The 23,572-nt window shown below is 59.8% G+C and carries 22 protein-coding genes; 10 read left to right on the plus strand and 12 right to left on the minus strand.

The features are described from left to right. The first annotated feature begins 132 nt into the window (after positions 1–132). On the plus strand, positions 133–396 hold the full coding sequence (locus DX908_RS10940) for a hypothetical protein (protein WP_199564684.1): 264 nt from the start codon (positions 133–135) through the stop codon (positions 394–396). Between the two features lie 2 nt (positions 397–398). On the opposite strand, the gene DX908_RS10945 is transcribed toward DX908_RS10940, so the two are convergent. The 3 genes from DX908_RS10945 to DX908_RS10955 form a co-directional block, all read right to left on the minus strand. Further along, entirely contained in the window at positions 399–1,622 is a 1,224-nt protein-coding gene (locus DX908_RS10945; RefSeq protein ID WP_116392371.1) for a glucuronyl esterase domain-containing protein, read from the minus strand. A 79-nt stretch (positions 1,623–1,701) separates the two neighbouring features. Continuing rightward, positions 1,702–2,550 carry a hypothetical protein gene (locus tag DX908_RS10950; RefSeq protein ID WP_116392372.1) on the minus strand — a complete coding sequence of 283 codons (849 nt, stop codon included), beginning with the start codon at positions 2,548–2,550 and terminating at the stop codon, positions 1,702–1,704. Between the two features lie 111 nt (positions 2,551–2,661). Further along, complete coding sequence (locus tag DX908_RS10955) at positions 2,662–3,828, minus strand: YcjF family protein (RefSeq protein WP_116392373.1); 1,167 nt, start codon at positions 3,826–3,828, stop codon at positions 2,662–2,664. 91 nt (positions 3,829–3,919) lie between these two features. Here DX908_RS10955 and DX908_RS10960 point away from each other — a divergent pair, with 91 nt between their 5' ends. Next, a complete protein-coding gene (locus DX908_RS10960; RefSeq protein WP_147303777.1) occupies positions 3,920–4,426 on the plus strand; it encodes a hypothetical protein in 507 nt (168 codons plus the stop codon). A gap of 9 nt (positions 4,427–4,435) precedes the next feature. Here the strand turns inward: DX908_RS10960 and DX908_RS10965 are convergent, their stop codons facing one another. The 4 genes from DX908_RS10965 to DX908_RS10980 all read right to left on the minus strand — a co-directional run bounded on the left by DX908_RS10965 (position 4,436) and on the right by DX908_RS10980 (position 10,083). Then, positions 4,436–5,182, minus strand: coding sequence for a hypothetical protein (locus DX908_RS10965; RefSeq protein WP_116392375.1), 747 nt, complete (start codon positions 5,180–5,182; stop codon positions 4,436–4,438). A 246-nt stretch (positions 5,183–5,428) separates the two neighbouring features. Next, positions 5,429–7,375 carry a PrkA family serine protein kinase gene (locus DX908_RS10970; protein ID WP_116393072.1) on the minus strand — a complete coding sequence of 649 codons (1,947 nt, stop codon included), beginning with the start codon at positions 7,373–7,375 and terminating at the stop codon, positions 5,429–5,431. A 532-nt stretch (positions 7,376–7,907) separates the two neighbouring features. Continuing rightward, a complete protein-coding gene (locus DX908_RS10975; RefSeq protein WP_147303778.1) occupies positions 7,908–9,344 on the minus strand; it encodes a mechanosensitive ion channel family protein in 1,437 nt (478 codons plus the stop codon). Positions 9,345–9,450: 106 nt separating this feature from the next. After that, on the minus strand, positions 9,451–10,083 hold the full coding sequence (locus tag DX908_RS10980; protein WP_116392377.1) for a lysoplasmalogenase: 633 nt from the start codon (positions 10,081–10,083) through the stop codon (positions 9,451–9,453). Positions 10,084–10,182: 99 nt separating this feature from the next. On the opposite strand from DX908_RS10980, the gene DX908_RS10985 reads away from it, so the two are divergent. Beyond that, positions 10,183–10,887 (plus strand): DUF2270 domain-containing protein, encoded by a 705-nt coding sequence (locus DX908_RS10985; RefSeq protein WP_199564685.1) that lies wholly within the window; start codon positions 10,183–10,185, stop codon positions 10,885–10,887. Between the two features lie 63 nt (positions 10,888–10,950). Beyond that, positions 10,951–11,826: an N-acyl homoserine lactonase family protein gene (locus DX908_RS10990; protein WP_158548689.1), complete on the plus strand. Its 876-nt coding sequence runs from the start codon at positions 10,951–10,953 to the stop codon at positions 11,824–11,826. A 16-nt stretch (positions 11,827–11,842) separates the two neighbouring features. Here DX908_RS10990 and DX908_RS10995 read toward each other — a convergent pair whose 3' ends face one another. From DX908_RS10995 to DX908_RS11005, 3 genes are read right to left on the minus strand one after another with little or no spacing between them, the layout of a single operon-like run. Next, entirely contained in the window at positions 11,843–12,268 is a 426-nt protein-coding gene (locus DX908_RS10995) for a DUF1801 domain-containing protein (protein WP_199564686.1), read from the minus strand. 1 nt (position 12,269) lies between these two features. After that, positions 12,270–13,661 carry a mechanosensitive ion channel family protein gene (locus DX908_RS11000; protein ID WP_158548691.1) on the minus strand — a complete coding sequence of 464 codons (1,392 nt, stop codon included), beginning with the start codon at positions 13,659–13,661 and terminating at the stop codon, positions 12,270–12,272. Then, positions 13,658–15,232, minus strand: a complete 1,575-nt coding sequence (locus DX908_RS11005; protein WP_116392381.1) for a lysine--tRNA ligase — start codon at positions 15,230–15,232, stop codon at positions 13,658–13,660. Before DX908_RS11005 ends, DX908_RS11000 begins: the two co-directional genes overlap by 4 nt. A gap of 90 nt (positions 15,233–15,322) precedes the next feature. Between DX908_RS11005 and DX908_RS11010 the strand changes: the two genes are divergently transcribed. The 5 genes from DX908_RS11010 (at position 15,323) to DX908_RS11030 (ending at position 19,737) form a co-directional block, all read left to right on the plus strand. Next, positions 15,323–15,757, plus strand: a complete 435-nt coding sequence (locus DX908_RS11010; protein ID WP_116392382.1) for a tellurite resistance TerB family protein — start codon at positions 15,323–15,325, stop codon at positions 15,755–15,757. After that, a complete protein-coding gene (gene rimK / locus DX908_RS11015; protein ID WP_116392383.1) occupies positions 15,754–17,163 on the plus strand; it encodes a 30S ribosomal protein S6--L-glutamate ligase in 1,410 nt (469 codons plus the stop codon). The genes DX908_RS11010 and rimK overlap by 4 nt, the downstream gene beginning before the upstream one ends. Continuing rightward, positions 17,160–17,525 carry a DUF952 domain-containing protein gene (locus DX908_RS11020; RefSeq protein ID WP_116392384.1) on the plus strand — a complete coding sequence of 122 codons (366 nt, stop codon included), beginning with the start codon at positions 17,160–17,162 and terminating at the stop codon, positions 17,523–17,525. Before rimK ends, DX908_RS11020 begins: the two co-directional genes overlap by 4 nt. After that, positions 17,522–18,556, plus strand: a complete 1,035-nt coding sequence (locus DX908_RS11025; RefSeq protein WP_116392385.1) for a quinone-dependent dihydroorotate dehydrogenase — start codon at positions 17,522–17,524, stop codon at positions 18,554–18,556. Before DX908_RS11020 ends, DX908_RS11025 begins: the two co-directional genes overlap by 4 nt. Positions 18,557–18,639: 83 nt before the next feature. Beyond that, positions 18,640–19,737: a serine hydrolase domain-containing protein gene (locus tag DX908_RS11030; RefSeq protein ID WP_116392386.1), complete on the plus strand. Its 1,098-nt coding sequence runs from the start codon at positions 18,640–18,642 to the stop codon at positions 19,735–19,737. A gap of 195 nt (positions 19,738–19,932) precedes the next feature. Here the strand turns inward: DX908_RS11030 and DX908_RS11035 are convergent, their stop codons facing one another. Beyond that, entirely contained in the window at positions 19,933–20,427 is a 495-nt protein-coding gene (locus DX908_RS11035; RefSeq protein WP_199564687.1) for a hypothetical protein, read from the minus strand. A gap of 201 nt (positions 20,428–20,628) precedes the next feature. Between DX908_RS11035 and DX908_RS11040 the strand changes: the two genes are divergently transcribed. Next, positions 20,629–22,272 (plus strand): amidohydrolase, encoded by a 1,644-nt coding sequence (locus DX908_RS11040; RefSeq protein ID WP_158548693.1) that lies wholly within the window; start codon positions 20,629–20,631, stop codon positions 22,270–22,272. Here the strand turns inward: DX908_RS11040 and DX908_RS11045 are convergent. Next, the gene (locus tag DX908_RS11045; RefSeq protein WP_116392388.1) at positions 22,269–23,543 is read right to left on the minus strand and encodes a peptidase MATCAP family protein; all 1,275 of its coding nucleotides are present in this window, start codon (positions 23,541–23,543) and stop codon (positions 22,269–22,271) included. The genes DX908_RS11040 and DX908_RS11045 overlap by 4 nt on opposite strands. Positions 23,544–23,572 lie beyond the last annotated feature (29 nt).

Raw genomic sequence — 23,572 nt, forward strand, 5'->3', positions numbered from 1 at the left:
ATTCTCGATGGATACCCCATGGCTCCTGAAAGCTGATCTCTGCATCCTTTTTGCCGCACTGCGCCATTGCACTGGTTCAGGCTAGGGAGCCTCCCCATATCCAGAAACTAACGCGTAGGATTGGTGCCATCCATGCAAGAGAATGACGATCAGCAATTAGATCCCAGTGCAGCCAACACTTCGAACCGGCGGTTCGTCCTGTGGGCTGGCGGCTTGCTTGTGGCGGCTGTGCTGGTATTTGCGGCGGTGACGCAATTGCCGATTTTCGGGCGCGGCTTTCATGCCGTCTTTGCGGTCATTCTCGGGGTCGGTTTCACGATTGCGCTGGCCGTGGGGCTGATGGCGTTGACTTTCTACTCGGCCCGGTCCGGGCATGATGATCAGATCGGCGAGTAACGCTACTCATCCAGTCCGAAATGCTGGGATACGAAGGCGATGAAATTCTCCCAGTCCGACAGTTTCGTGCCGTGGGTGCCCTCGCGGATGAAGACCGCGATGTCTGCGTTGGCGTTCATTTCCTCCGGGTCCGTCTGATCGAGACCTGAGAGACCGTAAAGCTCATAGGCGGGATCGGCACCTTCGGCGGTTCGATAAGCACCCATAGGTCCGGCCCAGAGATCGTCCCAGCCGCCGCCGAACAGGACCGGCCGCGGTGCCATCGTGCCAAGCGCCATATGCTGATCAATCGGCAGCTCCGTTTCGAGGCCCGCAAAATCCCGATAGGCGGGCGCGAACCAGTGCGGGAAACCGCCGGTGATGTTCTCGATTGACTCCCCCTCATAAGAGCGGTTGAGCGTAGCGCCCCCTGTCCCTGACTGATGCGCCCACAGAAGATCGATGCGCGGGTCGAACAGCATGGCGGCAAAGGCCGCCTTGCCGTTCCGCGAATGGCCCATCACCGCCATGCGGTCCGGATCAAACCGGCTGTTCGTTTCGAGCTGGGTGACGGCGAGGCTCGCGACCCACCCCCAGGCGGCGATTGCGCCGGGACGTACAGCCGGATCATCCGCAGGCGACAGGTCTTCGAGAAGCGGAATGGCTTTTTCCCGGTCGTCAGGGATCACGTCGCCAGCATAAATGCTGACAACCGCCATGCCTTTGGCGAGGAGGCGCTCGACCGGCATCGAGATGAGGAAGGGATCGTCACCTTCCGGGAGCGGCATGTTCGCAAACCGACTGCAGAAGTCTGGTGCACCGTTGAACGGCGCGCTGAAGGCTTCACGACCGCCCAGTGCCAGCGGATTGCCGCAAAAGCTGAACTGCATGATGGCCGGGTACGGACCATCGCCCATTGGCAGGATATAAGCCACCGAAAAGCGGCGGTGGAGGGTGGGGTCTTCTAGTATAAATTCTCCGGCAGCGCTCGCGCCCGTGATGCCATCGGCGCTGACGGCCTTATGGTCGATCAGGACCGGCTCGCGGCTTTCGGGAAGACGGCCATAGATCTGGTCGGCAAAGGCATCTCGCAAAGCGGGCACGCGGGCTTCCCACTCTGCTCGGGTTTTCACTTTGGGGCTGTCGCTAAAGGCCGCAAGGACCGGCGGAGTTGCGGGCGGCGTCTTGTCCGCGGGCTCGTCAGCAAGCAGCGCACCGAGCGTGATCAATGATATTAGCCAGGCCATGTTTGGCTCCTCCCGTTCATAAGGAGGAGACCATTCACGGCGCTGTCATTCAAGTCAGTTCTGCTGAGGGACCCGCGGTCTAAGCGCCGCTGCCGGAGAGCTGGCTGAGCTTGATGCCGGTCCGTTTCATGACATCCGTGCAGAACGGGTCGGCGGTGCAGGCCGCCCTGAAACCGCTGACGGCGTAGATCGCGCTGGCATCGCTTTTGCCGCTTTCGAAATAGTCGGTGAACGATGCAACAAGATCGATATTGAAACGTCCTTGGATCTCGCGGAGCGTTTGTTCGTTGCTAACCTCGCTGCTGCAATCACGCTGCTTCATGCAGACGGCAGTAAAAGCGAGCCAGTCCGCATCCCCATCCTTGATGCCTTGCGCATACTGATCAAGGTATTCGCCGGGAGAGAATGAGTAGCGACCATAGGTGATGTAGTCGCCATTGATCATGGGGATGCGCCGGAATTCGCGCTCATCACTATGCGGCGAAGTATTCTCCGAGACAGTCAGCATTTCGTATAGCTCACGCTGGGCCGGGGAAAGCATATTGATCGTCCGTGAATAGGGCTCGCGCTGGCGCGCCATCTCCTGATAGCCTTCGCCCCAGACAAGTGTGCGAGGTGAGCCAACTTCTGGCGCATCGTTCCACTCGTGACGCAATTGCAGACCATGGGCGATGCCGCTGGCCAACGCCGTTACCGCAAAAAGACCATATAGGACTTTCTGTTTCCGTTTACGGATGAGCCGGTCAAAAAAGAGCGCAACGGCAGCGGCAATGCCGAACAGAATCAGCGGATTGCCGCGCGTCCAGATTTCGCCAAGCGCGGCGAGGGCCGCCAGCGGCATGACAATGAAGATGAGGACAAGAAGGACCGCCTGAGTGAGGCGCATCACGCCATTGGCAGCATCATTGGCATTGACGACGAGAAGCATGTTCCACCCCTGAAAGACAGTTCCGAAGGGGGAAGATAGATGCGTAATCGTAATTATCCGCCTAGCGTGAGGGGCATCAGGGTAAAGATCAGTTTACCATGTTGCCGTTGGTCAGGACGGCTCGGAGCTTTCCTTGGGGCGCATCCGCTTACCGACGGTGTTCTGGACGATCGACCATGCCGATTTCGGTGCGGCCATGGCCTTGCCTGCGACATCCATGGCGGTGCCAGTGACCCCGCCGCAAGCTTTGACCAGATCGCTGATCAGGCTGGCCGAGTCGCGCCGGACCTGCTCGACGACATCGCTTGCGACCTGCAGGGCTTTTCGTTTTGACCAGACATCAAAGCTGCGGCAGCGGCGTTTCGCGGCATAACCCAGCTTCATGGTCATCAGCGCATTGACGGAGCCATCCATCAGCGGACCTGCGACGACGCCACCCAACCGGTTCATCACGCCACGGAGCGTATCGCCCGCTGTCTCACTGAGGTCATCGGCCACCCGGCTGAGGACGACAGAGGCGGCGACATCGCCGATAATCTTGAAGCTGAGCCTCAGGCTGGGACGGCCATAATAAAGCCTACCGATACGGCTGATCATATTGACGTTGCGCCACAGCACAATGAAGGCATCGACGGTGCCGTTGAGGCTGACGGCGGTGGCGGTGCCGACGCCTAGTGCTTCTTTTCGGATGTAGGCGTCGATCTTCTTGTCGAGACCCGTCAGCAAAGGGAGGATCCGCTCCTGCTCGAACCGGTTGATCTCCTCACCTGCGACTTTCGGGTCGATATGTTTCTCCGCCTGACGGAGCTTCTCCAGATCAAGGATCGCCGCATCAATCCCCTCATGCTCTTCGGTGAGGGCCGGATTGCGGCGCATGTTTTTGAGATAGTTGAGATCATACTGGGTGCGGTGCTCGACGTCGCGATGCGTGAGGGCGGGATCGCCCAGCTCGACATCGGGCGGCACGGCAACGGCGGGCATACGGAGGAACCGCCATGCGGGCCTGAGGACGAACCAGACCAGGGCGACGGTGACGAAACCGAGGAAGATGCCGCCGAGCAGCGGATGGATGCCGAAAAACATCGAGGCGAAAAGATAGACCTGCCCGATGATGACGAGGGCCGCGAGCATGGCCGCGCCGTAAGCGGTCCATTTGATCGCCGCCCAGGCGCGTTTCCACTGGGCGGAAATCTCCCAGCGCTCCTCGGCGGGCGTGTCTTCCGCGGCTTCGGCCGGGGGCACCTCTTCGGGCGCGCGTTGTCGGGTCCAGATGGGCATAGGCACAATAGATGTAAGAGTGCCGAGGCGGGTTTTGAAGATGGGCGCCAATCTTCACCGCTTGCTAACCAAATCGGCTTGGGATGGCGCGATGCAAATCACATCCGCAGCCACTCATCCTGTGTCTCCGTCCGTCGCCACAGGTCCCCAGCGGGTCGAGACCGAGGCCGGGCGCTTTGCGCTCGCCGTGGCAGAGCCCGATGGCCGCCCGAGCGTCGAGGACATTTTCGCAAAATACGACCTTAACAATATCTCCCCGCGCGAGATCGACCAGCTCGTCGATGAGCTGCGCGATAACGGGCACACAGACGATGTTGAGATGATCATGATGCTGGAGACTCGCGGTGAGCGGTTCATGAGGCATCTGCGCGAGTCGGTGGGCGTAGAGGCTGTGGCGAATGATTACACCACGAAATTCGACCTGATCGGCTCGATCAAGACCCAGATCCAGTTCGCCCGTGCCCATGGCGATCCGACCGAGGCGAGCGAGGAATTGCTGGCGATGCTGGAGCGCTATGACGCTCAGAGGGAGACGCAACTTCGCCCCAGTGCCGGAAATTCGTCTGCGGAGAATATGGTCCGGGCAGCGCTGGTTTAAGACTACGCCTCAGCCATATTTGGCGAGTGCTTCGGCCACGCCCATGCGCGGGGCGATGAGATCGCCATTGGGCTCGCGGCTTGCTTCATCCATGTCGAGATTGAAGATATCGAAGGCCTGGGCCGCGCTCTCATCAACGCCTGTGACGATGGTATCGAGCGTATGGGCGGGCTCGGTCGCAACGAACCAGTGGATATTGTCCGCCTCCATCCCGATTGAGGAAAGATCGCCGGGGCGGACCTCCCTGTCGACGGTAGGCCGGATACGGAGTGCCGTCTCATTACGCTCCAGCTGGTCATATTGCCGGAGGTGCATCGCCCCGGACAGTGGCAGATGGGCGGAAACCATGCCGGCGTGACCATGTGGAATGATCGCGCGGCCTTTGCCGATCGCGAAGATCTTCGAGAAAAAAGAGAGACGGCGGTTCGTGCCGTCATCCCATTTGATGTTTGCTGTGGCGACGCCTTTCTCGGCAAACCCGGCAGCTTCGCTCCTGGCGGTAAAATCCGTGTCCCGAAGGATATCGTCGAGGGAGACTTGCGCGAAGAGCTGGTCGAGGCCGGTACGCCAGTCAGCAACGCTGAGGCTCTCAGCCCGGAGAAAGGCGGTCAGTTCATCGGTTTTCCGCACCCAATCGGGAAGCTCCCTTGCGGCGCTCCCTCTGCGGGTGGCGGCCTGAGCGGGATGGATCAGCGTGCCGAGTAATGCGGTCACGGCACTCATCTGGATCAGGGTTTCGCGGCGGGTAGAAGTCATGATCACATTTATATCAGATGTCTGGGCTGTCGTCCCCGCTCCCCGGGAACGGGGAGAGGGACAGGGTGAGGGGTTCTCAGGGCAGTGCGCTGCTCCAGCAAACCCTCACCCTAAGCCCGCCGACGCGGCCTTCGACCTCTCCCTTTGCCAAGGGAGAGGTGAGGAGCGCGCGACCGGCAATCAGCAACAAAAAAGGCGGCAAGGCTTTGCCTTACCGCCTTACTGAATAGGTGTTGGTGGGTTTGATCACCCCGCCTTGTTGACCCGCATATACCACTCGACGAGGCGGCGGACCTGGCGGGGCGTGTAGTCCCGGTCGGTCATGCGCGCGACGAAGTCATTATGCTTCTTCTCGGTCTCTGAATCCTTCTTCGAGTCAAAGGAGATGACCGGGAGGAGGTCTTCGACTTGCGTGAACATCCGCTTTTCAATCACGGTACGGAGCTTCTCGTAAGACGTCCATTTGGGGTTCTTGCCCTCATTCGCCGCACGGGCGCGAAGGGCAAATTTGACCACCTCGTTGCGGAAGTCTTTCGGGTTGGCGATGCCGGCCGGTTTCTCGATCTTGGAGAGTTCCTGATCGAGCGTGTTGCGGTCGAGGAGCTGGCCGGTATCCGGATCCTTGAAGTCCTGATCCTCGATCCATGCATCGGCATAGGCGATATAGCGATCGAACAGGTTCTGTCCGTATTCGCCATAGCTTTCGAGATAGGCTTTCTGGATTTCCTTGCCGATGAAGTCGGCATAGCGCGGGGAAAGCTCGCCCTTGATGAATTCGAGATATTGCTTCTCGACCTCGTCGGGGAACTGCTCGCGCTTGATGGCATTCTCGAGCACATACATCAGGTGCACGGGATCGGCGGAGACTTCTTCGGTATCGAAGTTGAACGTCTCGGACAGGATCTTGAAGGCAAAGCGGGTCGAGATACCGTCCATACCCTCATCGACGCCGGCGGCGTCTTTATATTCCTGATGGCTCTTCGCCTTGGGATCGGTGTCTTTCAGCTTCTCGCCGTCATAGACCCGCATCTTGGAATAAAGGTTTGAGTTCTCGTGCTCGCGCAGGCGCGTGAGGACCGAGAAACGAGCCAGCATGGGCAGGGTCTCTGGCGCGCAGGAAGCCTGCGACAGCTCGGAATGCGCCAGCAGCTTTTCGTAGATCTTGGTCTCTTCGGTTGGCCGCAGGCAGTAGGGAACCTTGATGACGGAGATCCGGTCAAGGAAGGCCTCGTTCGAGCGGTTGTTCCGGAACTGCTGCCATTCGCTTTCGTTCGAGTGCGCCAGAATGATGCCCTGGAAGGGGATCGGGCCGAGCGCTTCGGTACCGACATAGTTCCCTTCCTGCGTTGCGGTCAGCAGCGGGTGGAGCACTTTGATCGGGGCTTTGAACATCTCGACGAATTCGAGAAGCCCCTGGTTCGACATGCAGAGGCCACCTGAATAGGAATAGGCGTCCGTGTCGTCCTGTGAGTAGTGCTCGAGCTTGCGGATATCGACCTTGCCGACGAGGGCGGAGATATCCTGATTGTTCTCATCACCCGGCTCGGTCTTTGAGATCGCGATCTGGCGGAGTTTCGACGGCCAGAGTTTGACCACGGAGAATTTCGAGATGTCCCCGCCGAACTCGTCGAGGCGCTTGGTCGCCCACGGGCTCATGATCCCGGTCAGGCGGCGTTTCTCGATGCCGTATTTTTCTTCGAGCAGGTTTTTGAGGTCATCGGTCTGGAACAGGCCGAGCGGACTTTCATAGACGGGGCTGATCTGGTCACCGGCTTTCAGGACGTAGATCGGGAACTGCTCCATCAGGTCCTTGAGGCGTTCAGCGAGTGAGGACTTGCCGCCGCCGACCGGCCCGAGAAGGTAGAGCACCTGACGCTTTTCCTCGAGGCCCTGGGCGGCATGGCGGAAGTAGCCGACGATCCGTTCGATCGTGTCTTCCATGCCGTAAAAGCCTTCAAAGGCTTTGTACTGTTTGATGGTGCGGTTGAAGAAAATCCGGGACAGCCGCGGATCCTTCGATGTGTCGATCATCTCCGGCTCGCCGATGGCTTTCACCATGCGCTCGGCCGGGGAGGCGTAGAGCATCATGTCATCCCGCGCGGCGAGGAGGTAATCGCGGAGACTCATCTCCTCGTGCCGGGTCCGCTCATAGCTTTCCGCAAAGGCGTCGAAAATATCCAGTCCGTCGGTCATGATCGCCATCCGTCTCTCGCCGCGTTCCTGCGGCGGTTACTCACCAGCCCGGTTGAGGGCCCCAGTGCACCACGCGAACCGTGGCCAGAATAAGGCGATTCAAATGCGGATTCCCCAAATAGGGGTGCCGCAAGACCCGCCCGTCTCTCATCCGGTAAGTATAGTGCAAGCCTATTAAGAAGGTACGACTGCCCGGCACTTTTTACGAGTGCAGTGAAGTCACACTTTGTCCCCGCTGCTTCATTTTTTCCAAGCAGATGCTTGTTTTTTAAGAAAAAAGTGAATTGACCGAGACCGTTAAAAATCCGTACCATGCGGAAAATTTGCGATCTCCGGGCGCGGAGCGTTGCTGGCAGTCGGCATGCCCGAGTGCCAGCCGCGACTGCCTGTCGCGATGGCCAGTCTCTGGCGCACACACTTCGCCTTAATGGGGTAGGGGTCATCTCACCCTCCGCACGGCCCTTGGGGACATTTCTCCCTTGCATGCAGGATACCATCCCGCGGGGGCATGCGGATAAATTGACCGAAAATGCTACAAGGAAAAGAAGGAGCGGATGCGCGCGCCGATGCCGGCGGGGGCATGTGCCGGGGCCTTATCATCTGTTGGCAGACGGTCGTGATCGGCCTGCTCGCCTGCCCTCTGGGCCAGAAGAGCGCTGAGATCTTCGGCCAGTTCTGGGCGTTTCTTCAGGATCGGTGCGAGAGCCTGCTTGCTGATTTCGAGCGCTTCGAGGTCAGTGCAGGCGATGACGCTGGCGGTGCGCGCCTCGCCAGTCAGGAGCGACATCTCGCCGACCACATCCCCGGTCGACAGGGTGGCAAGCGCATGGGCGGTGTCATGGCCATTGCACCGCTGCACGACGGCTGCGCCTGAGAGGAGGATAAAGAGGGAGCTACCCTCCACACCTTCCTCGATCATAGGCTGGCTACTCGAAAAGTGCCGCCGGGTGGCAGCAGCGGCGAGGCTCTCAATTTCGTCCTCATTCAGGACACTGCCAAAGAGGCGGGTCTGGCGGATCGCGGCCTCGGCATCAACGCTTGCCCGCGACTGGGGCTTGCGGTCGCGAGGATCGCTCAGCTCGATCTGCGCGGGCGGGATGCGCAGATCATTTCCGGCAACGGCTTCGAGCAGGGCCGTGCGCAAAATCGAGCGGGCAATCGATGGGCTGAGACGGTGAATGTCCGCATAGAAACGGACCTGATATTCGATCCCGTCGGTCGTCACATCGGTGACGAGGACGGAGGAGGCGGGTGATATGTGAAGGCCCTCAGCCTCTTCAATAGCCTTCATGGCGGCACCCAGCAGGAGCTTGCGGGCGCGTTCCGTCGGCGTCTCATGCGGCAGGTGGATCGTCACCTCGAGCCGTTTGGGACCAACGGGCTGGCTGTGATTCGTGATCGTGAAGACCCCGCCGATCGAGTTCGGCATGATGAAGCTGCGTCCATCCTCCAGCATCAGGCGCGTTGTCCGCCAGTCGATCTCGGTCACAAGGCCATAGACGGGTTCTTCGAAGTCGCGGCTGGTCACGCTGATCCAGTCACCGACCGCGTATGACCGGTCGATCGATATGGCGAGGCCGGAGAAAAGATCGAGAATGACGCTACGCAGGGCAAAGCCGATGATGACGGCAAGAAAGCCCGAGGCTGCAAGCGCCCCGCCGAGCGAGAAACCGAGCTGGTTCTGCAAGATGTGGAACAGCGCCGCGCCGAAAATGAGGATCGAGACGGTCAGCGGCAAAAGGCGCGGGACCTTCGCGCCCATCACATTGGCGAGATAACCTTTCCAGAAGAAGACACGGACAATCCCGTCAATAACCAGCGCGACGGACAGGGCGATGAGGCCGCCGAGGAGTTTCTCGATGGCGAGCACCCATTCGGGGCTCGTCTCTCCAGCATACGCGGAGATCACCCACCAGCGCAGGGCCAGCAGGACCGACAGGAGGATGATGCGCCGAAGAACCAGCAGCATGACGATCACTTTGCCTCTTCAGATCCGAGGCCCGGGAATGTCAGGAAATGCGGGCGCAATCAATGCAGCCAGCGCATCTGGCTAAACGCGCCGGTAAGGCTGCGGCTCAGAGCGAGGCCGCAAAAAGGAGCTGCGCGGCATAATAAAGAGGCAGGCCCCAGATGCGCGAGCCGGGATCAGAAGCGGTGAGCCGGTCGCGCGCCACCGAGATATCCGAGACGGCAAAGGCAAGGGCGGCGGCGGCGAAAGGAAGGGCGAGGTGCCCGCCAATTCCGCCAGCAAGGGCGGTGGCGACCATCGCGCCGATGATGATCGTGTAGGCAGCCACCGGCACACGCCACTGAGTGAGGAGCGATGGCCAGAGCCGGACCATGACCCCGCCCATGAAAAGGACAGTGAGCCCGGCCCCTGCCGCCCAGGCAAAATTGGGGAACGGGCTGAGCCGCAGGAACCCGGCCGTATAGGCAACATGCGCGGCGCCAAAGGCCGCCATGCCGCCAAGGAACAAAAACCGCCGGGCACTGAGCAGGAAGACATCCCCCAGAAGGCTGAGGATGAGCCCGGCAAAGATCAGCCGGCTGAAATGCGTCTCCATCGCGCCCTGATGCCAGGCGAGATAAACGAAACAGAGCGAGGCCGCGCTTTTTGAAAACCCGATCAGCAGTATCGCTCGCCGCTGTTCGGCCCACAGGCAGACCGCGACAAAGAAGAGGCAGAGTAAGATGAGATAAAGGGTCATCGGGTCAGTATCTGCACATTCTCGTCATGGGCAAGCAGCTTGTCCCATTTGACGAACCCCCGAAGCGGGTGACATTCCCTCTCCAAGGAGAGCCCGAAAATGGCCAAGAGCAAACCGACACGTTCCCAGCTACCGCCGCCTGAGGCGCCTGATGGCGACCCTTTCTCGGGCTCCGAAATGGGGGCTATCGCCCACCTTTACCGTGGCGAGGTCTACCGCTCGACAATCTGGCGAACGCGGCTTGATGCGACGACCAACTGGTCTGTGGTCTCACTCGGTATCGCGCTCAGCCTCTCTTATGCGAATCCCGAGGCGAGCGCCCTGCCGCTCCTGCTGGTCGCGCCGCTGATCTTCCTCTTTTTATATCTCGAAGCACGGCGATACCGATATTTCAATGTGTGGCGGGCGCGGGCGCGCTGGATCGAGATCAATTTCTATGCGCCGCTGCTGAAAAGGCAGCCTTATGTGAACGGGCCGTGGCAGACGACGCTCGCGGAGGATTATGAGATCCCCGAGCACCACATCTCTTTTTCGCGGGCGATGGGGCGGCGCCTGCGGCGGAATTATCTTTGGATTTTTTCGGTTCAGGCGCTGGCCTTTTTCGGCAAGGTCATCGTCCACCCTGTGCCGTTGGAGAATTGGGGTCAGCTGTTCGAGCGTATGGGGACAGGGCCAATCCCCGGCTGGGCGGCAGGTGGTGCGGTGCTTGGACTCTACCTTTCTGCAGCGACTTTCACATGGGTGATGCTGCGCGCGGACCGCAAGAAACTGCGCGATCGGCCGAACCCGATTTCGATGGGGTAAGGATGGGCGACGGCGGGCTTATCCGCTATAGCCGCCCCCGTGATGCGTAAAGGAGAGAGCCCGATGAAATCCTGGATCATGCTTGCCCTGCTTGGCACGTCGATGTTGACCGCTTGTGGCGGCAAGGACGACACCAATGAGCCGGAACAGATCACCGAGCCGCCGGTCGTTGAAGAAGCAGCCGTGACAGGCGTCGCGACAGCGCTTTACGTCTTTGATTGCGGAACGATTGCGATCTCGGATCTCGATGTCTTTGCCTCAGACGGCAGTTATGCGGGCCAGACTGATACGTTCACGGATAGCTGTTTTCTGATCCGCCACCCAAAGGGCGATCTTCTGTGGGATCTCGGCCTGCCAGCTGCGCTTGTCGGGCAGGAGCCTCAGGTCAACGAGCCTTTCACCGTTTCTCTTGAAACTTCTCTTGCTGATCAGCTGAATGCGATCGGCGTTGCGCCAGGCGATATTGATCTTGTCTCAATTTCGCATTCGCATTTTGACCACACCGGCCAGCCAGAGGCGGCAGGCAAGGCGCTGTGGCTCGTTCATCAGGCGGAATATGATCACATGTTCGATGCCGAGAACCCGAATGACTACTCAGCTTTCGAGAAGTTCGACACAAAGACGTTCACGGAAGATTACGATGTCTTCGGCGACGGCGCAGTCCGCATCATGTCGCTGCCCGGCCACACGCCGGGGCATACGGCGCTGCTGGTGAAGATGGCGGAGACCGGCCCGGTCCTGCTCTCAGGCGATCTTTATCACCGCGCGGAAAGCCGTGAAGGGACGAAGGTGCCGCGCTTCAACACCGACGAAGCGATGACGCGGAATTCCATGGACCGGTTCGAGGCGATTGCAGCGGCGAGCGAAGCGCTGGTCATCATCCAGCATGAGCCGGTTGATGTCGCGAAGCTGCCGAAACCGCCGGAAGCACTGAAATAATCCCGTTCAGGACTTATTAGAGCTTCTCGCCGGGAAGTCTGCTTGCCTGCCTGACCCAGCCTGCGAGCAATTCCTCGTCAAAGCCGTCATCTTCATAGATGGCGTAATATCGGACACCTTCCTGCTTTGAGGCTTTCGGGGGGACAGGATCGAGATCCGTCCCTCGGAAAAAAGTGATCTGGATATATTCCTTATAACAATAAAGGGCGAGGAACCATGAACCCGGCTCGACGCCATAAAAGGGCGTGTTCCATTTGACGGCCTTTGCCGCGCCGGGCACAGTTTTTTCAACCAGGGCATCGAGCTTTCGTCCGATAGCGGATTTCCAGCCGGGCATGGCATTGATATAGGCTTGGACAGGGGCATCCCCGTCCCCTTTGGGGATCTGCGGGTTCCCGCTGGAGAGGAGTTTCGGAGCGTCGCCGGAAGCCTTTCGGGTCATGTCACAACCCTGCCTTTCCCTCATCGCCAAATTCGGTCGGGGCAGCGTCCGAGAGAAGATCCGCCTCCCCCGTTTCGGCGCGGTCCTCGGCGACTTTCTCCTCGATGCTGCGGTCAGGCGCGACGTCGACGGGGCCAGTGGCAGTAGCCGGTTCTGGCCGGGACGACGCAGTCGTCACGGTGGCCGATCCTTTGGGCAAGACCACACCTTCCGGCATCTGGTCGATGCGCAGTCGGTAGATCGGCTCGGGCAGGGTGAAGCCTTTTGCCTCCAGCTCATTCTTGACGATACGGATGGAGGCCGATTTCGCCTTTGCGAAGTCCGTATGCGCCTGATCGATCCATGCCGCAAAGCTGAGGACGATATTGCTGTCCCCGACCTTTTCGATCCATGCGGTGGGCTCGGGATCCTTCAGGATGAATTCGAGTGTTTCGAGCTGGGCAAGGCCGGTTTCAATGGCTGCCTGCGGATCATCATTCGCATCGACCCCAAGCTCAAAGGAAAAGCGGCGCTCCGGATTGCGCGTATAATTGACGATGATGGCCTTGAAGACCTGCGCATTGGGGATGCGCACATGATTGCCGTCCCGCGACATCAGGATGGTCGCGCGGGAGGTCAGGCGCACGACATGGCCTTCCTGCCCGTCAATATCGACGAGATCCTTCGGCCGGAAGGGCTGGCGAAGGGAGAGCATGACGCTGGCGATGAAGTTCTCGATTGAGTCCCTGACGGCAAAGCCGACCGCGAGGCCGAGAACACCTGCTGCCCCCAGAACGGCGGAGAGGACAGCCACGGCATCAAGGATGTTCAGGGCAATGACGAGCCCGAGCATGATGAAGACCAGAGGGATGATCATGCCGAAGAGCCCGGCGACCAGCGTGTTGGGGGCGATCCGCCGCCACAGCCATCGTTGCCGCCCGAGGAACAGGCCGAGGAGCCAGAAGACGATGACGATGGTGATCGCGACAGCGAGCAGGGGAAGAAGGGCAATCGAGTCGCGGGCAAGCTGCTGCGCGCGCTCCGTTGCCGGGCCAAGCTGGCGGTTGACCGAAAGGTCCGTACTGATTGCATTGTCGACGGCGACCACACCGCTGATCCGGCTGGCGACTGCCTCCGCCTCGCTCGCTGCCGTGCGCGAGGTGACCATGCCGGAGAGGCGGACAACGCCGCCCGTCACCTCAACCTCGATCCCGTCAAAGGCGGGCAGTGCGGCAAAGATATTTGTCAGCCGCGCTTCGATATTCTCGTCTTCGGCTTCGGTGGGCTGCGTGGTTTCAATCTGGCCGTCAGTGAAGACGACCTCGCCTTTATCGTTCTCCTCCACCTCCTGCGCCCCGGCCGGGACGAACCCGGTCAGGGCGAGAAGGAGGATGAGGAGCGGCAGGGTTCTCACCGGGCCAGCGCCTCGCGGATGAGGGCCGCGACTTTGTCCGGACCCATCACTTTGGTGAAGGCGCCCATGCGAGGGCCTTCGGACTGGCCGAAGACGACCTCGTAAAGCCCGACGAACCATTGGCGGATATTCTCATATTCCGCCGCCTTGCCGGCATCGAAGACGGCTGTCTGGTATACATCTTCCTCTTCGCCAGGCACAAGGACGTCGAGCCGGCCAGCGAGATCTTCGAGCGCACCGCGCTCCTGATCCGTTGGCTGACGATAGTTCTTCTTCGGCTTCACGAAGTCTTCGAAATAGTTGATCGCATAGGCAAAGAGCGGCTCGACCGCTGCCATCTCCGCATCCGACGCCTGCGGGCGGTATTTGCGGATGAAGCCGCGCAGCACGTCTGGATCGGACGTGCCCGAGGCATCAACCAGCGTCAGGAGCAGCCCGAACGGCACGGGCGGGGTGACGTCCGGCACATCGCCGCCATGGACATGCCAAGCGGGGTTGTCGATGGCTTTTGCGCCTTCCTGCTCGGGGTACTTGGTGACATGCGTCCAGTACTCATCGACCGTCTTCGGAATAATATCGAAATAGAGCTTTTTCGCCTTTTTCGGATTGATGAAATTGTAAAGGGCGAGGCTCTCGGGCGCTGCATAACGCAGCCATTCGTCGATGGTCAGGCCATTGCCTTTGGTTTTCGAGATTTTCTGTCCGTGCTCGTCAAGGAAGAGCTGGTAGTTAAAGCCAGCCGGCGGCGTGCCGCCGAGCGCGGCGACAATCCGGTTGGACAGCCGCACGCTTTCGGTCAGATCTTCGCCCGACATCTCGTAATCGACGCCGAGCGCATACCAGCGCCCTGCCCAGTCAGCTTTCCATTGGAGCTTGACCGCGCCGCCCGTGACCGAGCTTTCGACGCGGCTGCCGTCCTCATCCTCATAGACGACCATGCCGGAGGCGGCATCGCGCTCGAGCAGAGGCACGTAGAGGACGCGGCCGGATTTCGGACTGATCGGAAGGATCGGCGAATAGGTCGCGCGGCGTTCCTCCCCCAGGGTCGGCAGGATGATGTCCATGATGTCTTCATAGACTTCGAGGACGCGGGTGAGCGTCGTATCAAACATGCCCGCTTCATAGGCGGCGGTTGCCGACTGGAACTCATAGTCAAAGCCGAAATGGTCGAGGAAGGCCTGCAGCCGTGCGTTATTGTGGGCCGCAAAGCTCTCATGCGTCCCGAAGGGGTCGGGCACACGGCTCAGCGGTTTTTGCAGATGCGGCTCAAGCTGGTCCGGGTTGGGGACGGTGGGCGGCACTTTGCGCATCCCGTCCATATCATCTGAAAAGCAGATGAGGCGCGTTTCACGGCCCGTCAGGGCCTCGAACGCCCGGCGTACCATGGTCGTGCGGGCAACTTCCCCGAAGGTGCCGATATGCGGCAGGCCGGACGGCCCATAGCCTGTCTGGAAGACGACCGGCCCGTCCTTTTCCGCCTTTTCGAGCCGCTTGATCAGGTTTTGGGCTTCCTGGAATGGCCAGGACCTGGCGTCGGCGTACTCGTTTGCGGTGAACTCTCTTAGGCTCAAGGGTCTTATCCTCTTTCAGGGTGTAAGGGGGGTTTGCGAAGTTGCGCGGCATTCCCTAGCAAGCCGCCCGTATAGTCATAAAGGCGCAAGATGGCCCATACCGTTGTTCAGCTAACACCCGCCGAAGCCGTCATCTATCTCATGGTCATGACTTCGGCCTCGGATGGACGCATTTCCGAAACCGAACTCCGGGCGATTGGCCGGGTTGTCCGGTCCTATCCCATGTTCACCGATGCCGATGAAGACGGGCTGGTGCAGACATCCGAAGCGGCTGGCCAGCTCATGTCATCTGACGGGGGCCTGCACAAGGTGATCGATTCAGCCGCGGCGGCCCTGCCGTCCCATCTGAACGAGACTGCCTACGCCGCCGTCGTCGATGTCGTCACCGCGGATGAAAATCTCGACATGACGGAGATCCGCGTGCTCGAGCTGATCCGCGATGCGCTGAAGGTAAGTGATGACGGCGCTGCCGCTATCGAGCATGCCGCACGCGCCCGTCACATGACTCTCGAGGAGATCGAATGACTGATGACAGCCTAAAACTGGGCTGGGTTGAGTGGTGTTCCCTGCCGGTACTGGGGTTACCGGCCCTCAAGGTGAAGGTCGATACCGGGGCGAAAACCTCGGCCCTGCATGCTTTCACCGTCGAGCCATTTGGCCCCGCGAGTAAGCCGAAAGTCCGCTTCGGGATTCATCCTATCCCGGAGAAACCTGAAATCGAAGTCTATTGCTCTGCCGATGTGGTCGACCGCCGTGAAGTGACAAGCTCCAATGGCGAGACCGAGATGCGCTATGTCATCGAGACGCTGATCCAGATGGGCGATCATGAATGGCCGATCCAGATCACGCTCTCTGACCGTGAGGGGATGAGCTATCACATGCTGCTCGGGCGTCAGGCGCTCTCGGCATATCCAGGTGATGGCGAGCCGCAAGTCTTGCCCTCGATGAGCTATCAGCAGCCGAGCCTCGATTACGACGTCTACGACAAGATCACGAAGAAGCCGCCGACCAAGCGCTCCTTACGCATTGGTGTGCTGACTCGCGAGCCGAAATCCTATTCGACGAAACGGCTGGTCGAGGCGGCAGAAGCGCGCGAGCATGTCGTCGAGCTGATCGACACGCGGCGCTGCTATATGCTGATCAATGCGGGCAAGCCGGAGGTCCATTATGATGGCCGCGCTCTGCCGATCTATGATGCGATCATCCCGCGTATCGGCGCCTCGATTACCAATTACGGCACGGCCGTCACGCGCCAGTTCGAGGCCATGGGCTGTTACTGCGTTAATGGCAGCCACGCCATCGCGGTCAGCCGGGATAAGCTCTATGCGCATCAATTGCTGGCGCGCGAAGGGATCGGCATGCCGACCACGGCCTTTGCGTCGAGCCCGCAGGACAATAAGAGCCTGATCGATCTGATGGGCTCACCGCCGATCATCGTGAAGCTGCTTGAATCAAGCCAAGGCAAGGGCGTGGTCCTCGCTGATACGAAGAAGGCGGCTGAGTCAGTTGTCGGGGCCTTCCGTGGGCTGAAGGCGGATTTCCTCGTTCAGCAATTCGTCAAGGAAGCGGGCGGCGAAGACATTCGCTGCCTCGTCATTGGCGGCAAGGTTGTCGCGGCGATCAAGCGGACTGCCGCCCCCGGCGACTTCCGCTCGAACCTGCATCAGGGCGGCTCGGCGTCGGTCGTCAGGATCACGAAAGAAGAGCGTGAAACCGCGCTCGCTGCCGCCAAGGTGCTGAATCTCGGCATGGCGGGTGTGGACCTGTTGCGGTCGAATGACGGCCCCAAAGTGCTGGAAGTCAATTCGAGCCCCGGCCTTGAGGGCGTTGAGACCGCATCCGGCAAGGACATTGCGGGGCTCGTCATTGAAGCGATCGAGAAGCGCGTCTCGAGCTATGTCCGCCGCCGCCGGCGGGCAAGAGCCGCATGAGCCCGTTCCGGGAGGGATATCTCTACCGGCTGTGCTGTCCGGCACAGTGGGACGGGTTACGCAAATGCGAACATGTTCCGTATAGCCCGGATGATGCGCATGACGGCTTCTTTCACATGTCGACCCCGGTGCAGGTGCTGGAGACGGCGGCAAAGCATTATGCCATGCATCCAAAGCTTGTCGCCATCGGATGCCCCGACAGCGCCCCCGGTGAGCTTCTCAAATGGGAGCCTTCACGCGGCGGGGCGCTCTTTCCGCATGTTTACGGCGATGTCCTGACCGAATGGTTTGACCACCTCGTCCCCCTGATCAAACAGGCTGATGGCTACGTGCCGGTTCCGGGAGCAGAAGAAAATATATGAGCATCTGGCGGCTCGGCACGCGTGCCTTTCATGCCTTTGATCCCGAAACGGCTCACAATCTGACGATCCGCGCCTTGAAGGCGGGGGTTGGCCCCCAGCGCAAGGGGGATCTGTTCCCGGCGCTTGAGACCAAGGTTGCGGGCCTCACCTTCCCCAATCCGCTGGGGCTGGCGGCCGGTTTCGACAAAAATGCCGCGGTGCCGGATGCCTGCCTGAATATGGGGTTCGGCTTTGTCGAGGTCGGCGCCGTCACGCCGCGGCCGCAGGCCGGCAATGACAAACCGCGGGTCTTCCGTCTCTCTCGCGATCAGGCGGTGATCAACCGCTATGGTTTTAACAATGACGGGCTCGAAGCCATTGCCGCGCGGCTGTCTGCCCGTTCGGGCCGGGGGATTGTCGGGATTAATCTGGGGGCGAACAAGGATTCGACCGACCGTGTCGGCGATTATGTGACCTGCGCCGCGCGGCTCGCGCCGCTTGTCTCTTTCTGTACAGTGAATGTTTCCTCCCCCAATACGCCGGGCCTGCGCGCGCTTCAGGAAAAAGATGTCCTGATGTCGCTTCTCAAGAATGTCCGTATGGCGATGACGGGGAATGCCAAGCTCTTCCTCAAGATTGCGCCGGATCTCGGCGATGAGGATCGTGCCGACCTTGTCGAACTGGCCAAGGCCGCGCCGATTGATGCGCTGGTGATCTCCAACACGACCATTGGCGAACGGGACCGGCTGGCTCATGATCCCGACCAAAAAGGCGGGCTCTCTGGCCGTCCGCTTTTCCCGCTCTCAACCGCGCGGCTGAAGGAATTCGCAGGCGCCCTTAGCGGAGCCGTCCCGCTGATCGGAGTGGGCGGGATTTCCGGTGCGCAGGACGCTTATGAGAAAATCCTCGGCGGCGCCTCGCTCGTCCAGCTCTATACCGCGCTCGTCTATAAGGGCCCGGATCTCGTCATCGATATCCTAGAGGGCCTGTCTGAACGTTTGTCAGCGGACGGTTTTCAGGACGTCGCGGATGCGGTTGGCAAGGGGCTCTAAGGCCTGCCTGCTGACTGTTAGATGGTTATCGACTTTCGATAAGATCATGCTAAGCATGACCCCCTGAGGGAAAGGGACTCGTCATGCTTCATCTTCTGATCGCCTCACTCGCTGTGTTCATGGCCAGCCCGCCGGAAGTGGCCGAGATCAGCCCTCCCAAAGAGATCATTGCCGAACGGATCAGCGGCCTGCTGGAAGAGCGCCCTGACCTGAAGGGCGTCTCCGTCACCGTCCGGCAGGAGGACCGGACAATGGCGATCAGCAAGGGGCAGGCCGCGCCTGACGGCACGCAGCTGACGGCCGAAACGCCCATTCGGATTGCAAGCGTTGCCAAGACCTTCACGGCGGCAACGGTGCTGCGGCTTTACGAACAGGGTATGGTTGATCTCGACACGCCGATCCGTGAGCTGATCGATGATCGTTATGACACCCTCCTGAGTGGAGACGGATATGACACTTCCATCATCACGGTGAGGCATTTGCTGATGCATGTCTCCGGCATGCCGGATGCTGCGGATCGCGCATATATCGATCTGGTTCTCGCTGATACATCGCAGCAATGGACACGAGATGAACAGCTGCAACTGCTTGTCGACAATCACGATCCGATTGGTCCGCCGAATACTGAGTTTCGCTATTCGGATACCGGATATGTCCTTCTCGGCCATATTATCGAGCGCCTGACCGGTGATGCGTTGGGAATTGCAGTTCGGCGTGAGCTTAAATTCGATGAGATTGGCCTGACCTCAACATGGTGGGAGCAGACAGAGATGCCCCCTGCAACGGCCCTTCCTCGGGGGCACCAATATCTGGGTGAGCAGGATACGCATGACTGGAACGGCTCGATGGATCTTTATGGCGGCGGCGGGCTCATCTCGACGACCACGGATCTTTCCCGATTCATGCAGGTGTTATTCAACGGCGAGATTTATGATGACCCAGAGACGCTCGAACTCATGACGACGGCGCCCGGTCATCCGTTTCCGGATAACTATCGGATCGGTCTTTTCCCGCGCGACATCAATGGCGTGCAGGCCTATTCCCATGGCGGGTTCTGGGGGGTTGAGATCATGGCCTCGCCGGCGATAGATTTTTATGCAGCAGGTGTGTCGATGGAGCAGTCCGGTTATCGCGCCATGGTCGCAATCCTTCGGGATGCTCTGGGCGCGATGGCGGAATAATTGAGTCTTATCGTTGGTGCTGCTCAGGCGACACGCTTGCCCGACTCTATACTGCACTCGCTTATATAAGGGCCGGGACCTCGTGGTCGATATCCTTGAAGCTTGTCAGAACATTTATCAGTGGACGGTCTTCAGGAGGTCGTAGGGCGCGGTTGGCAAGAGGCTGTGAAAAAAGTTTGATGAACGACAAATCATTCAGCTGATTTTTTCCAGCCTTTCCCAAAAATCGATCGGGGGAACACTTTCGATCATTCCTGCGACCATTTCCACAAATCCGGCATTGAAATAGTTTTTGCACAACTCCCAAAGTTCGCGGCCACGCTCTGTACCAAGAACAAAATAAATTACGCCGCGATAGCTCTCCCAGGTTTCCTTGTCCAGCGCGCCGTTTCTATATTGTAGCCATTCGTGCTCGCGTGCGCGCATCTGCCCGATCATCCAGAAAATCAGCTTGGTCTTCTCTTCTTTTGTAGGTGTTTCCGGCTGGGAAAAGATGCGTCCGAGTTCCGGAAATTCCAGGTACTTATAGACACCTGTCTGATCATTGGTCAGCTGAGCTTGTCGAGATTCCGAGCGCAGCTGTTGTGCCCCCTGCCTTACTTGAATCGTCAAATAGATGAGAGTGACAGCGACCACGACGACCCCGATGATCTGGGCCAGATAGGCGATATCTTCGAGGGTCAGGGTCATAACGCTAATGCTCCGGCAGGTCTGGCCATAGTAGTTCTTACTCGTCTTGCAATTTGAGTAATTGGTGGACCAGATCACAATTCATTCTGACCGGCTAGATGACGGCGTATGGCTCCGATTGAAGCCCCCCCTTCATCGGCGCGCGCCGGGGTGCTAGTGGGCGCACCGCGAGACGCATTTTGAGGAATGGTGGATCAGGCGATGACGTACTCCCTTCTTTCCGTTGCCATGGCGGCGATGTCTTCGGTTCTGTCGGCGGGGTCAGCGCCCGGCGATACTTGCGAGAGCTGGGCGATGACCGGCGATATCCGCACCGCGCCGGGCGAAGCCGCCGAAGCGGTCCTTATCTCCGGCGAGCGCGTGACGGCTGTCGGGGATGCGTCACTGGCCGATGCGCTGCCCGCCGAATGTGTTGTCGCGCTGCCCGAAGGCGCGGTTGCGCTGCCCGGCCTGCATGATGGTCACGCCCACCTTCTCGGTGTGGGCCTGCGGGAGATGACCCTCAATCTTGAAGGAACGACCTCGATTGCAGAGCTGCAGACCCGGATCAAATCGGCAGCGGCAGAACTCGACAAATGCGAGACGCTCTATGGTCGCGGCTGGATTGAAACCGGCTGGCCCGAAGGGCGCATGCCGACGGCTGCAGATCTCGACAAGGTCGTCAAAGACCGCCCCGTCATTCTGGTGAGGGCGGACGGTCATGCCATGGTTGTTAACACGATGGCGCTGAAGAGAGCCGGGATTACGAAGGACACGGCCGATCCTGAAGGCGGGCGCGTTGAACGCGACGAGAAGGGCAAGGCGACAGGCCTTCTGATCGATATGGCTATGCCGCTTGTTGATGATCTTCTGCCCAAGCTTGATGAGGATCGCCGCCGCGAGGGGTTGAAAGTCGGCGCCGAGAAGATGGCCTCGCTCGGTTGGACCGGCGTTCACAACATGTCGGTCAATCCGGAAGATGTCGTGATCCTCAAGGAGATGTCAGCGGCGGGCGAGCTGCCGGTACGCGTCTTCAACTATCTCGTACCCGGGGCGCTTGATCAGGTGATCGAGCAGGGGACGGGGTGCACGGATGATGACATGGTGTGCACGAACGGCATCAAATTCTATGTCGATGGCGCACTTGGCTCGCGCGGGGCGCTGCTCTTTCATGATTATGCCGACCAGCCCGGCAAGCGCGGCCTGCAATTGATGCAGAAAGAAGATGCGGTCGAGGCCTTCCAGAAAGCCTATGAGAACAAGGTCCAGGTCACGACCCATGCGATTGGTGACAAGGGTAATTTCCTCGTCCTTGACTGGTATAAACGCGTGCTGGGAGAGTTGGACGCGACAGAGCGCAAAGCGCCACGCTGGCGGATTGAACATGCGCAGATCGTCCGACCGAACGATATTCCGCGTTTCGCCTTTTACGGCATTACACCGTCCATGCAGCCGAGCCATGCGATTGGCGATCTCTTCTTTGCGCCAGCCCGTCTGGGCGAGCAGCGCCTGCTTGGTGCCTATGCCTGGGGCCGGTTCTTTGAGAATGGCGCTAATGTCGTCGGCGGTTCTGATGCGCCGGTCGAGAAAGGTGATCCACGGATCGAGATTTTTGCTGCCACCAAACGAAAGGCCCTCGACGGCACGCAAGGCGAAAACTGGCACCCCGAAGAGGCGGTGACCGAGGAGCAGGCGATTGCCATGTTCACCACCAATGCCGCCTATGCCGTCTTCAAGGAAGACCGACTGGGGCGCCTTGCCGAAGGGTTCTATGCGGACATTTCGGTTTTCTCGGGCGATCCGTTCGAGACGGATTGGAATGCCACCAACGCCCTGATGACGGTGGTGGGCGGCAAGGTCCGCTAATCCTTGATCTCGGTGAGCAGGGTCTCAAAGCGTTTCTCGACGCTTTCGAGATCCACCGAGGCGAGGAAAGTCGAATAGGCAAGTGCCGAGAGAAGATAGCGCAGATCCCGCACCCAAGGGGGCAGGAATTGCGGCTCACTGATCAAGCCTTCATCAAGCAGCATACGGACGGCATCGATGTCGTTGATGTCGATCTTGCCGACGAACAGCGCGCGGATCAGGTCGGCATCGCCTGTCGTGACTGCGGCACGCAAGAAATTGTGCACCTCAAGCAGGCCGCCTAGATAGACTGAGTCCTTCGTGAAAGGGCCGCCGCCATTGACGAGGCCACCGCGCACGACCCGGCGCGCGCTTTCAAAGGCTTCGAGGGGCGCATCCTTTGGGTTCCGTTCACGGAAGAACTGATAGAGCTCAATAAAGTCGGCGCCCTCGGTCGACATCTCAATGCCGATCACCCGGTCGGCGAGCCGTTTGAACCGGCGCGGATCAAGCGATCCGGTAATGAACTCGGCAAAGACGGCAAGCCCTTCCTGCGTGCGTGCATTGCCCGGATGGCTTTCGGCGAGCAGGGGGAAGCGGTTCTGTGACCGACCGTTATAGCCGGTCGCAATGTGGATCAGCGCTTCATGATGGAGGAGCTGGTCGACATCGAGATCTGAGAAACTCGCATCGGCGCGCAGCTTGATATAGTCGCTGCCGGCGGCGGCCTTGGCGGAGACATTCGTTGTGACTTCAAGGCGCGGTGCCCGGTCCCCGAAATGCTCCGGCAGCTCTTTTTCCATCCGGGAACGGACGTCTTCGGCCGTCAGGACTTCGGGCGGTTCCAGCAGCATACTGCCTTCATCGAATTCGGAGAGGACAGTGTCGAGCCGGTGGGCAAGGTCGAGCGCCGTCACCTTGCCATCGGCAATCGCCGCCGTGGGCGAGCCGTAAAGTGCGACCGAATGGCCGTAAAAGGCGCTGGTCCCGACGCAGGTGAGCAGCGCGGCGGTCTCCTCGACCGTGTCGATCATCCGGTCGAGCCAGGCATGAACCGGGGTCGAACCGTCGACCAGATGCTCTGCATCATGCAGCAGCTCAAGCGAAGGGCTCGGATCGATAATGTCATATTCAGGGGTTGGGGGCTCTTTCTCGCCGCTGGCAAAGAATTTGTCGGCAAGGTCGCGGTCCCAGCTCAGCGTGCGCAAGACAGGCAGGCGCTCCTCCGCGGCGAGAATGAGCGCAGCTGCGTGTTGCAGCCTTTCGAGTTCTGCTTCTGAAAATGCCGACATGAAACCCTTCTGAATCAACCGGCTCCATG

It is taken from the genome of Parvularcula marina (genome assembly GCF_003399445.1).
In the GTDB taxonomy this organism is placed as follows: Bacteria; Pseudomonadota; Alphaproteobacteria; order Caulobacterales; family Parvularculaceae; genus Parvularcula; species Parvularcula marina.

What these genes read in the sequence shown, in the direction of transcription:
- DX908_RS10980 (WP_116392377.1), bottom strand. Translation starts at nt 10,083, where the DNA reads ATGACCCTTTATCTCATCTTACTCTGCCTCTTCTTTGTCGCGGTCTGC.
- DX908_RS11010 (WP_116392382.1), top strand. Translation starts at nt 15,323, where the DNA reads ATGGCCCATACCGTTGTTCAGCTAACACCCGCCGAAGCCGTCATCTAT.
- DX908_RS11030 (WP_116392386.1), top strand. Translation starts at nt 18,640, where the DNA reads ATGCTTCATCTTCTGATCGCCTCACTCGCTGTGTTCATGGCCAGCCCG.
- DX908_RS11035 (WP_199564687.1), bottom strand. Translation starts at nt 20,427, where the DNA reads ATGACCCTGACCCTCGAAGATATCGCCTATCTGGCCCAGATCATCGGG.
- rimK (WP_116392383.1), top strand. Translation starts at nt 15,754, where the DNA reads ATGACTGATGACAGCCTAAAACTGGGCTGGGTTGAGTGGTGTTCCCTG.
- DX908_RS11020 (WP_116392384.1), top strand. Translation starts at nt 17,160, where the DNA reads ATGAGCCCGTTCCGGGAGGGATATCTCTACCGGCTGTGCTGTCCGGCA.
- DX908_RS10955 (WP_116392373.1), bottom strand. Translation starts at nt 3,828, where the DNA reads ATGCCCATCTGGACCCGACAACGCGCGCCCGAAGAGGTGCCCCCGGCC.
- DX908_RS10995 (WP_199564686.1), bottom strand. Translation starts at nt 12,268, where the DNA reads ATGACCCGAAAGGCTTCCGGCGACGCTCCGAAACTCCTCTCCAGCGGG.
- DX908_RS10990 (WP_158548689.1), top strand. Translation starts at nt 10,951, where the DNA reads ATGAAATCCTGGATCATGCTTGCCCTGCTTGGCACGTCGATGTTGACC.
- DX908_RS10950 (WP_116392372.1), bottom strand. Translation starts at nt 2,550, where the DNA reads ATGCTTCTCGTCGTCAATGCCAATGATGCTGCCAATGGCGTGATGCGC.
- DX908_RS11040 (WP_158548693.1), top strand. Translation starts at nt 20,629, where the DNA reads ATGACGTACTCCCTTCTTTCCGTTGCCATGGCGGCGATGTCTTCGGTT.
- DX908_RS11045 (WP_116392388.1), bottom strand. Translation starts at nt 23,543, where the DNA reads ATGTCGGCATTTTCAGAAGCAGAACTCGAAAGGCTGCAACACGCAGCT.
- DX908_RS10945 (WP_116392371.1), bottom strand. Translation starts at nt 1,622, where the DNA reads ATGGCCTGGCTAATATCATTGATCACGCTCGGTGCGCTGCTTGCTGAC.
- DX908_RS10940 (WP_199564684.1), top strand. Translation starts at nt 133, where the DNA reads ATGCAAGAGAATGACGATCAGCAATTAGATCCCAGTGCAGCCAACACT.
- DX908_RS10970 (WP_116393072.1), bottom strand. Translation starts at nt 7,375, where the DNA reads ATGACCGACGGACTGGATATTTTCGACGCCTTTGCGGAAAGCTATGAG.
- DX908_RS10975 (WP_147303778.1), bottom strand. Translation starts at nt 9,344, where the DNA reads ATGCTGCTGGTTCTTCGGCGCATCATCCTCCTGTCGGTCCTGCTGGCC.
- DX908_RS10965 (WP_116392375.1), bottom strand. Translation starts at nt 5,182, where the DNA reads ATGACTTCTACCCGCCGCGAAACCCTGATCCAGATGAGTGCCGTGACC.
- DX908_RS10985 (WP_199564685.1), top strand. Translation starts at nt 10,183, where the DNA reads ATGGCCAAGAGCAAACCGACACGTTCCCAGCTACCGCCGCCTGAGGCG.
- DX908_RS11025 (WP_116392385.1), top strand. Translation starts at nt 17,522, where the DNA reads ATGAGCATCTGGCGGCTCGGCACGCGTGCCTTTCATGCCTTTGATCCC.
- DX908_RS10960 (WP_147303777.1), top strand. Translation starts at nt 3,920, where the DNA reads ATGCAAATCACATCCGCAGCCACTCATCCTGTGTCTCCGTCCGTCGCC.